The sequence below is a fragment of the Massilia sp. CT11-108 genome (assembly GCF_047302915.1).
Classification (GTDB): Bacteria; Pseudomonadota; Gammaproteobacteria; order Burkholderiales; family Burkholderiaceae_D; genus Telluria; species Telluria orientalis.
In genome coordinates, this window is record NZ_JBKYMO010000205.1 from 1 (window position 1) to 9,838 (window position 9,838).

Below are 9,838 nucleotides of genomic sequence, written 5' to 3' on the forward strand. Positions count from 1 at the left end.
CGCCTACGACGCGGCCCGCATCCAGGCCGCCGGCGTGCGCGGCGCGCGCACCGACATCGATGCACTGGCGGCGAAGGACGCGCACAGCGTGTCCGTCCTGGTCTGGAATTACCACGACGACGACATCATCGACGCCGGCTCGCCGGTCGAACTGCGGATCGCCGGCATTCCCGCCAAACGGGTGCAGATGCGCCACTACCGCATCGACCAGGAGCACAGCAATTCGTACGCCGCGTGGAAGCGCATGGGCTCGCCCGCGCATCCGACGGCGGCGCAGGTGGCCGATCTGCGGAAGGCGAGCGAACTCGCGGAGCTCGCGCCCGCGTCGACGCTGCAGACGACGGACGGCACGGCGACGGTCAGGATGCAGTTGCCGAGGCAGGCGGTGTCGCTGGTGACGCTGACTTACTGAATCACCGGCGCGGGACGGCGGGCACAGCGTCGGATCGCGCCCGCCGTGTCCGTAACACGCACTCGCGTACAGCGCCGTCGTCGACACGGCGAAACAATCGAATGACGCCACTTTGGCCGTACGAGCAGAACACCCAGCTCAGGATTGCGCGTGTTGAAAGCCTGGAACCGCACCGTCTACTACGCCTTCAAATGGTTCCTGTTCGGCGCGCTGGCGTTCGTGCTGTTCCGGCGCTGATCTGTCATACGCCGGTAACATGCCGGTGAGTATGATGAGGCAACGGAATCCGGCCACGACGCACATGTACAAATCCAGGAAACGCCTGCTGATCCTCGACGCGGACGGCACCACCATCGACGCCTTTTCCGCCATCGAAGCGGCCTTTTCGCGGCATGGGCTGGACATCGGCGACGAAGCCCGGTTCCAGAAGCGCCACAACCTGTTCAAGTACCTGGGCGGGCTGAAGGAATTCCCGTCGATCATCAAGAAGAACCTGCGCAAGAACAGCCGGGCCAGGCTCGTCGACAGCCTCACGGAGGTCTATCGCCAGGAAGCGACGATGTACGAAGGCATTCCCGACCTCGTGCGGGAACTGGTCGCCGCGCCGGACGTCGTCGTCGGCATGGTCACGCGCAACATCACGAACGAACCGCTGGAGACGCTGCGCCAGCTGTTCCAGCGCCACGACATCGACATCAATGCGCTCGACTTCCTCGTCCACATTCCGCTCTCGGAAAAGAAGACGAGCCAGTTCCGCGCCATCCGCGAACAATTCGGCATCAATCCGGCGCGCGCCTACGTGTGCGGCGACGAGCACAAGGATTTCACTGCCGCGATCGGCTCGGGCATGCACCCGTTCATGGTGTCGTACGGCTTCGAGGACTACGACCGGCTCACGGAGAAATTCGAGATTCCCCACGAGCTGATTTCGCGTACGTCCGGCGAACTGTGCCAGCGCATCCGTCATGCGCTCGACCTGGGCAAGGGCCGAGGCGGACCGGTCAGTACGCGTACCAGAACAGCAGCGCGCTGACGACGCCGAACATCCAGTAATCGACGGGCGCACCGGCGAACCAGCGCTTGTGCCAGGGAACCAGTTCGCGCTTGAAGCGGCGCCAGCCGAAAGCGGGATTGACGACGAACCACAGCCAGTCCTCGACGATCCAGAACAGCATCACGGCGCCCAGCGCGCGCGCTTCCAGCTGCAACGACCACTGGCCCATGAAGGCCAGCGGGAAGTGAAAAATGACGCCGATGAAGGAAAACATCCACGCGTGGTAGCCGGTCAACGCGCGGCCGCCCCAGAAGATGTCGAGCAGCGGATGCTCTTCGATGCGCCAGGTGGGCAGGTTCGCGGCCCAGCCGGCCTCGCCTTCGATCTCGACTTCGACGCGGGCAAAAAAATACGCGGCAACGACGATGGCGGCCAACGTCGCGACGAACTGGCCGGCATGGGAAAGTTCAAACACGGGCATCGATGGGTTCGGTCTGCTTCAGGATGGCCGCCAGCACGGCGCTCGCGGCATGGGGACGGCCCAGCGCGAGGGCGCGGGTACGCATGGTGTCGAGTTCGGCCGGATGGGCCATCAGGTAGCGCACGCGGTATTCCAGCGACGGCGCATCGAACGCTTTCATCGCGGCGCCATGTTCGAGCAGGAAATTGGCGTTGCGTTCTTCTTGCCCGGGAATCGACGCATTCACGATCATGGGCAGGCCCAGCGCCAGGCACTCCGCCGTCGTGGCGCCGCCCGGCTTCGTGATGGCCACGTTGGCGCAGGCCATCAGGCGCTCGACCTTGTCCGTAAAACCCTGCGGCACGAGCCGCCCCGGGTACGCGGCCGCCAGGCGTTGCAACGCCGCCAGTTCCGCGGCATTGCGACCCGCCAGTGCGATCAACTGAAACTGACCGGGGATCGCCAGCAGGCGCTGCGCCAGCGTGGACAGGCCGCCCAGCCCCGCGCCGCCGCCCATCAACAGGAAGGTCATGCGGCCGGGATCGATGCCGAGTTCGCGTGCACACGCGGCGCGGTCCGGCCGGCACATAAAAGCCGGCATGACCGGGATGCCGGTGACGTGGATGCCGTCGCGCGCGATGCCGTGTTTTTCCATCAGGAACGCCACTTCGTCGTTGCCCGCGAAATAGCCGGCCATGTGCCGGTGCACCCACATGCGGTGCAGGTCGAAGTCCGTCACCTGCACCCACACGGGGCAGCGCAGCATGCCATCGGCAACCTCGCGCGACAGGATCTCGGCCGGCAGGAAATGCGTGCAGACGATGGCATCCGGGCGCAGCTCGGCGATTTTCGCCAGCAGCGGCGCGCAATCGCGCCGTTCGATGCGGCGCCGCAGCCGGTGCGCCCAGCCGTCCGGCGCGGCCGTGTTGGTGGTGTCGTAGACCCAGCTCCACACGGCGGGTGCGCGCCGCACGAGCATGATGTAGAGGTCGGCGTAGACCTGGCGCAGGCGCGGCGTCGCGTAGGCGGTCGCGTCCAGGTGGATGACCTCGGCGATGCCGGGGACGGCGCACGCGGCGGCACGGATCGCCTCGGCGGCGCGCGTATGGCCGGCACGCTCAGCACGAGGATGCGCTTGCCCGCCCTGCCTTCGTCCATCCAACGCCCACCCATCGCGCTCGCCTTGCCGTGCATATTGATGAGGGCAATGTAGCGGTTGAATATGACGGTGCCGTGACGACGCGTGCGCCCCTTGCCAAGCGCGGCGGTGCACGCGATCATGGGCCCATGAACCCGCTCAACCTACCCCGCACCTTTGCCCGACTGGCCGGCCTGGCCCTGTTGCTCGCGAGCAGCGCCTGCCGCAGCGATGCGCCGCAGGTCCCCTCCACCGCCACGGGCAGCGCGCCCGTGCTGGCACGCATCGAGGCCGAGCGCGGCGCTGCCGCCTGCGATACGGACGATCAATGCCACACGATCGGCGTGGGCCACAAGGCCTGCGGCGGTCCCGAACGCTACCTCGCGTGGTCCAGCAAGAACAACGACGGCACGCGCCTGCGCGCGCTCGTGGCCGAACACGCGGCCGCGCGCCAGGCCGAGGACACCAAGAAGGGCATGATGTCGACCTGCTCCGTCGTCCCCGATCCAGGCGCGACGTGCGCCGCCGGCCAGTGCGTGCTGCGCGCCACGAACAACGGTCCCGGCGGGATGGCACCCGTCGCCCGCTGATACTTCATCACAAACGACAAAGGCCGCGGCATGCACCGCGACCTTTGTCTTTCGGGCCGCTTGTGGCGGCCCATGGTCGAGCTGTAACCCGACGATTACTCGACCTTCGCCTGCTTGTTGCCGGCGTTCTGGAACAGCGGGATCGGATCCGTCGTGTCGACTTCGACGATCGTCGTGCCGACCGTGGCGCCGCCGGTCACGTAGGCGACCGAACCCAAGTGACGCTTGCCGGTCGCGAGACCGGACCACGACAGCGCCACCGATGCCGTGCCGCCCAGGGCGACCTGGGACGGTGCGACGGCCCTGAAGTTGCCGCCGGTGACGCCCGGGCTCAGCACCCAGGTCGACAGCTTGTACGTGGCGCTGCCACCGACCGGATCGTAGCCGACGACGCACACCTTGTACTCGCCTGCCGGCGGGTTGGCCAGCGTGACCATTTCGTTGGCCGTCTGGCCGCCGCTGGTGCCGACGACGGTCGTGCCGCGTGCCACCACCAGGTCCAGGTCGGACAGGCCGTTGCCGGTGCCGACCGTGTCGCTGTCGTACAGCGCGAAGCGGGCGGTCGTCGTGCCGGCCGGGATGGTGACGGTATGCACGTTCACGCCCGTGCCGCCGCCGCCCGTGCAGACGCTGTTGGCCGTGTTCGTCGCCGTGACGACCGTCGAGCTGAACTGGGTGGCCGGGATCAGGCCGGCCTTGGCGAGGGACAGCGAGCCGGCGTAGCCGGTACCGATGGTGACGACCTTAGTGCCGGACGTCGCTTCGCTCTGCACCGTGGCCGGTACGGCGATCGTCGAGGCGCGCGCCGTCAGCGGGCTGCGCACGGTGTGCGTGCCGTCGCTCCAGGTCAGCTTGCCGTACACCCACGTGTTCATCGGCGCGCTGGTGCGGGTCAGCTTGACGGTGTACGTGGCGCTGGCGCCCGGCGCCAGGTTCAGCGTGGCCGGCTGCACGTCGACCGTATAGCCCGGCAGCGTGGTGCTGACGTTGTACGTCGCCGCGCTGCCGCCCACGTTCTTCACCGTGCGGGTCAGCGTCTGGATGCCCAGCACGTTGGCGGCCGTCAGCGACGGCAGGTTCAGGTTGTACGGCTGGATCGAGCCGACGGCCGGGCAGGTGCCCGGGCTGAACACGTTGGTGATGCCGAGGCCGCACAGGAAGCGCGCGTAGTCGATCGTGGCCAGGTCGTACACGAGGCCCGGATCGACGGCAGTGGACGGCGCCACGTGGCCGGCCCCCTGGCCCCACGGCAGTGTGCCGGTCGTGCGGGCCGTGCTGTCCCAGGATACCGAACCGTTCAGGCCATCGTCGAAGGTGTCGTACGCGGTCGTCATCAGGGCCGACTTGATCATCGCCGGCGTCCAGTCCGGATGACGCTGTTTCAGCAGCGCGGCGATGCCGGCCACGTGCGGCGACGCCATCGAGGTGCCGGTGTAGAACGCGAAGTCCTTCGACGGTGCGGGTGCGCCCGCGGCGACCGCGTCGCGCTGGGCCTTGGTCAGGTCGGCGCTGACGGCCGCCAGGATGTCCGTGCCCGGCGCGGTCACGTCCGGCTTCATGATGTTGGCGTTGGCCACGTTCGGGCCGCGCGACGAGCTGCTGTTCATCTGCGGTGCCACGATGTTCGGATCGACGATGCCGCGCAGGTTGTTCAGCGCCGCAGTGGCGCCCGGGGTCGAGGCATAGTAATCCTTGACCTTCTGGCCGTCCGCGGCCGTGATGTGCACGGTCGAGATCGAGTGCGCCTGGTTCAGGATCGTCGCCGCGCTGGTCGGCGTGTTGGCGATGATGACGCCGACGGCGCCGGCCGTCTTGCCGTTCGCGCTCTTGTTGACGAGCACGTTGCTGCCGCGGTCGCAGACGAGGATCTTGCCCGTCACCTTGGCCGGGTCGAGGTACGTGGTCGGACCGTCGGCCGGCCCGAAGCACAGGTTCAGGCTCGGGTCGGCCGGATCGACGCCCGCCAGGCCGGCATCCTTGGCGAGGATCAGCGGCGACGACGGCGTGTTGGCATTGCCGGACGCGCCGGTGACGGTCACGCCGTTGCCCAGCGCGACGTCGCCCGCATACGTGCGGTTATGCGTCGAGTTGCCGACCGTGGTGAGCCACGGGCTGATGTGGGCGACCGGTGCCGTCGCCGGACCGGAGTTGCCGGCCGATGCCGCCACGAACACGCCCGCCGCGGCCGCGCCGAGGAAGGCGACTTCGGTCGGTTCGTTGAACGCGCCGCCGCCGGCGTTCGGGCCGATCGAGAAGTTGATGACGTTCACGCCATCCTTCACCGCCTGCTCGATCGCGGCCACGCTGTTCGAGGTGGCGCAGCCGTTCAGGCCGGTGCCGCCGTCGGTCCAGCAGACTTTATAGGCGGCGATGCGGGCGCGCGGCGCCATGCCGGTGATCTTGCCGAGGGAGACGCCGCTGGCGCTGGCATTCACGTGCGCGTTGCCGCCGGCCGTGCTGGCCGTGTGGTCGCCGTGGCCGCCATGGCCTTCCGCGCCGGCGACGGAGTCGCGCGCCGACAAAAATTCGGTCCAGTGCAAGGTCTGCGTCGGCTGCTTGAAGTAGCGCGCGCCGATCAGCTTGTTGTTGCAATCGGTGACGGCGAAACCTTCGCCGACCTGGCAGATGCCCTTCCAGGACGCCGGCGGGGCATCGTAGGCGAGCTTGGTGCCGTCGCGGCTCGGATTGCCGTTCGCGTCGACGCGGTCGGCGAAGCTGTCGTGCTCCGGCCAGATGCCGCCGTCGACGATACCGATGATGATGCCTTCGCCGGCCTTGTCCTGGCCGCCGAGCTGGTCCCACAGGCCGCCCGGCTTGTCCAGGCCGAGGAACGTCGGGGTATAGCTCGTGTCGAGCTGCAGGATCGAGTCGGCCGAGATGCTGGCGACGCCCGGGTTCTTCTTCAGCGCGCGGACCTCGGCGTCGGTCAGCATGGCCGAGAAGCCGTTGAAGACGACCTTGTATTCGTTGGTGACCTGGGCCTTGTTGACGGTGGACAGGACATCCGCCTGCTTCGTCTCCAGGTAGGTGATGTAGTTCTGGACGCTCGTCGCGTCGACGTTCAGGCGCTGGCCGGTGGCGGGCTTGGTCGCCGTGAGGCCGCTGACGCCGCCGTCATAGGTGGCGACCGGCTTGTCGGCCAGCTGGACGATGTACGAGCGGCGGACTTCGCCGTCGGCATAGGCGTGGGTGGCCGCCGCGACGGTCAGCGCGAACAGGACGGCCGAAGTGATGGGACGCAGTTTCATGGTCGATACCTCGGCGGCTTAGGCGTTGTTGGACGAAGGAGCGGATTTGCGGCGGCGCGACAGGAGCGCGCCCATGCCCAGGCCGATCAGCGCGAGGCTGCCCGGCTCCGGCACTTCGGCCAGTGCGAGGTTGTCGATGGCGAACTGCGCCTGGTAGATCGACGGATCGGAATTGTCGGCCGCGACGGTGCAGCCGCCGATGCCGTCGAACAGGCAGGCGTGGATCGTCAGGCTGGTCAGCTCGGCGTAGCCGAAGCCGGCCGGCAGCGTGGCGGTGTCGAACAGCGGGTTGCCGTTGTTGTCGAGGCCCGGGAAGTCGAGCGCGTAGCCGAGCGTGCCGCCGTTCGCGAACGTGCCGGTCAGCAGCAGTTGGCCATACGAGAAATTCGGCAGGCCGCCGAACGGGGCAACGAAACCGAAGTCGAGGCGACGCAGGCTGAACTTGCCGCCGTCGTCCTTCTTGATCGTGACGCCGCCGTCGTTCAGGCCCAGGTAGGAATGGCTCGTGTTGTTGGTCGGACAGCCGCCCAGCCAGCAGGAGGTCGGGTCCATGCCGTTGACGAGCAGGCCGACGACGCCGCTCGTGCCGCCGTGGTTGTCGATGGCTTGCAGCGTGTAGCCGGCCTCGCCGAGCGTGTCGCCGTCCACGTAGATGCCGTCGGGGCTCAGGGATTCGAAGTTCACCACGGACGCCATGGCAGGTGCCGTGCCCAGCAGGGCAAGCGCGGCGGCTGCACCCAGGACCAGTTTATTCAGCCCGGATTGGGCAGGGGAAACGCAAGAAGTCGGATTGGTTGTCATGTCTCTCGCCTTGAAATGGAAGCACCGATGGGTATCGGGCCTACGTGTTTTTTTACCAACTACACGACTTTCCAATGTAGCAAGAAAACAATATTTATTCGTAAAAAATTATCCGAATTAACTATTGTGCTCAATGTTTGATATTGAACAAAATTTGGATTTCCCTATGAAAACAGCGATGTCGAAACGCAAGAAATTGTCGTTTTTTAATTACAATTCATTGCAAATAGAAAAATTGCTAGACATGCATTTTTGCTTGTGCTAACTATTTTACAATGTATCCGCGTGGAAATAGATTCTATATGTGCAACTGGATGTGGACGCGCCTTTGCCAAGAACCATTTCAGTCCTAGCAAATGTTCATGCTTGATTGAAAACTTGGGTACAAACGGTTGATACCAGTTGGTTGCTCACGGGCCACAAACGTTCGCTGGAGACACGCTGACAGAGTATGATTACGCTTCCCCGAAGCAGACTCGAGAGACCTATCCAGGATGAATGTTCCCGCGCACACCGATGCTTTGTTCCGTCAGGCCGAACGCGGCGTGCTGCCGCTCGGTGAACTGTTCCAGGGTGCGCAGACGCTGGTCGAACTGGGCATGCAGCAGGAAGCCATCCGGTTGTACGCTACCTGGATCGAGCACACGGCCTCCCCGGCCGCGTATGCCGCCTGCTTCAACCTCGCTGTCGCGCGCGGCAACGTGGGCGACGATGCGGGCGCCGCCCGCGATTACCTGAAGGCGATCGAACTCGCCCCCGGCTTCGTCGAGGCGCGCCTGAATCTCGGCACGCTGTACGAGCGCATGAACCGGCCCGATGACGCGCTCGCCGCATGGCAGGGCATCCTCGCCGACATCCCGGACCTGGCCGCGAAACCGGCGCTGCACGTGCAGGCCCTGAACAACCTGGGCCGCCTGTGCGAGATCCGCAAGCGCCTGCCGGAAGCGCTGGACTATCTCACGCGCAGCCTCGAACTCGCCCCGGACCAGCCCAAGGTCATCACCCACTGGGTGCACCTGCGCCAGAAGCTGTGCGTGTGGCCCGTCTACGAAGCGTTCGGCGCCGTCACGGTGGAAGAACAGCGCCGCCACACGTCGGCCCTCGCGATGCTGGGCGCGTCGCCGGATCCGGCCGAGCAGCTGGCCGCGTCGCTCAACTTCGTCGAGCGCAAGGTGCATGCGGCGCCCGAGCAGCTGGCGCCGCCCGAGGGCTATGCCCACAGGCGCATCCGCATCGGCTACCTGTCGTCCGACCTGTGCTCGCACGCGGTGTCGATCCTGACGGCCGAACTGTACGAGCTGCACGACCGCGCGCGCGTCGAGGTCTACGCGTTTTCCTGGAGCCGCGAAGACAATTCGCCGCTGCGCGCGCGCGTGGTCGGCGCGATGGACCACTACATCCGCATCGACAGCATGACGGACGAGGAAGCGGCGCGCTGCATCCGCTCGCACGAGATCGACATCCTTGTCGACCTCCACGGCCTCACGCTGGGCGCGCGCGCCGACATCCTCGGCTGGCGTCCCGCGCCCGTGCAACTGACGTGGCTGGGCTTTCCCGGCCCGACGGCGGTGCCCGGCATCGACTACGTGGTGGCCGACGACTTCGTGCTCCCGCCGGCGCTGGAACCGCATTTCACGGAACGGCCGCTGCGCATGCCGCACACGTTCCAGATCAACGACCGCCGCCGCGCCATCGGCCCCACGCCCACGCGCGCCGCGAACGGCCTGCCGGAAGGCGCGTTCGTGTTCTGCTCCTTCAACAGCAATTTCAAGGTCACGCCCGAGGTGTTCGACAGCTGGATGCGCATCCTGACGCAGGTGCCGGACAGCGTGCTGTGGATGGTGGCCGACAGCGACGCCACCCGCGCCAACCTCGTGCGCGAGGCCGAGGCGCGCGGCGTGGCAGGCAGCCGCCTGCTGTTCGCGGGGCGCGTGGCGCCGGCCGATTACCTGGCCCGCTTCCGCCTCGCCGACCTGTTCCTCGACACGAATCCGTTCAACGGCGGCACCACCGCGAGCGACGCCCTGTGGGCCGGCCTCCCGGTGCTGACGTGGGCCGGCCAGACCTTCTGCTCGCGCATGGCGGGCAGCCTGCTGTGCGCGGTCGGCCTGCCGGAACTCGTCACGCACGCGCTGGAAGACTACGAGGCGCTGGCCATCGCCCTCGGCAACGACCGCCCGCGCATGGACGCGCTG

8 protein-coding genes are annotated in these 9,838 nt (G+C 66.8%); 4 read left to right on the forward strand and 4 right to left on the reverse strand.

All coding sequences use genetic code 11. The annotated features are described in order from the left end of the window. Positions 1–412, forward strand: a 412-nt coding sequence (locus tag ACEN88_RS16935; protein WP_413341377.1) for a GH39 family glycosyl hydrolase, incomplete at its 5' end; no start/stop codon positions are given. A gap of 268 nt (positions 413–680) precedes the next feature. Then, positions 681–1,445 carry an HAD family hydrolase gene (locus ACEN88_RS16940; protein ID WP_413341379.1) on the forward strand — a complete coding sequence of 255 codons (765 nt, stop codon included), beginning with the start codon at positions 681–683 and terminating at the stop codon, positions 1,443–1,445. Here the strand turns inward: ACEN88_RS16940 and ACEN88_RS16945 are convergent. After that, positions 1,414–1,881, reverse strand: a complete 468-nt coding sequence (locus ACEN88_RS16945) for a hypothetical protein (RefSeq protein WP_413341381.1) — start codon at positions 1,879–1,881, stop codon at positions 1,414–1,416. The two genes, ACEN88_RS16940 and ACEN88_RS16945, sit on opposite strands and share 32 nt — an antisense overlap. Next, positions 1,874–3,028: an MGDG synthase family glycosyltransferase gene (locus ACEN88_RS16950; RefSeq protein WP_413341382.1), complete on the reverse strand. Its 1,155-nt coding sequence runs from the start codon at positions 3,026–3,028 to the stop codon at positions 1,874–1,876. Before ACEN88_RS16950 ends, ACEN88_RS16945 begins: the two co-directional genes overlap by 8 nt. Before the next feature lie 125 nt (positions 3,029–3,153). On the opposite strand from ACEN88_RS16950, the gene ACEN88_RS16955 reads away from it, so the two are divergent. Then, positions 3,154–3,594: a hypothetical protein gene (locus ACEN88_RS16955; protein WP_413341383.1), complete on the forward strand. Its 441-nt coding sequence runs from the start codon at positions 3,154–3,156 to the stop codon at positions 3,592–3,594. 95 nt (positions 3,595–3,689) lie between these two features. Here the strand turns inward: ACEN88_RS16955 and ACEN88_RS16960 are convergent, their stop codons facing one another. After that, the gene (locus ACEN88_RS16960; RefSeq protein ID WP_413341386.1) at positions 3,690–6,842 is read right to left on the reverse strand and encodes a S8 family serine peptidase; all 3,153 of its coding nucleotides are present in this window, start codon (positions 6,840–6,842) and stop codon (positions 3,690–3,692) included. Between the two features lie 18 nt (positions 6,843–6,860). Beyond that, positions 6,861–7,643, reverse strand: coding sequence for an NF038120 family PEP-CTERM protein (locus ACEN88_RS16965; RefSeq protein WP_413341388.1), 783 nt, complete (start codon positions 7,641–7,643; stop codon positions 6,861–6,863). Between the two features lie 521 nt (positions 7,644–8,164). On the opposite strand from ACEN88_RS16965, the gene ACEN88_RS16970 reads away from it, so the two are divergent. Continuing rightward, a partial coding sequence (locus ACEN88_RS16970; RefSeq protein WP_413341389.1) for a tetratricopeptide repeat protein occupies positions 8,165–9,838 on the forward strand: 1,674 nt, incomplete at its 3' end.

Excerpts from the sequence above, each read along its gene's own strand:
- ACEN88_RS16965 (WP_413341388.1), bottom strand. The coding sequence starts at position 7,643 with ATGACAACCAATCCGACTTCTTGCGTTTCCCCTGCCCAATCCGGGCTG.
- ACEN88_RS16960 (WP_413341386.1), bottom strand. The coding sequence starts at position 6,842 with ATGAAACTGCGTCCCATCACTTCGGCCGTCCTGTTCGCGCTGACCGTC.
- ACEN88_RS16940 (WP_413341379.1), top strand. The coding sequence starts at position 681 with ATGATGAGGCAACGGAATCCGGCCACGACGCACATGTACAAATCCAGG.
- ACEN88_RS16955 (WP_413341383.1), top strand. The coding sequence starts at position 3,154 with ATGAACCCGCTCAACCTACCCCGCACCTTTGCCCGACTGGCCGGCCTG.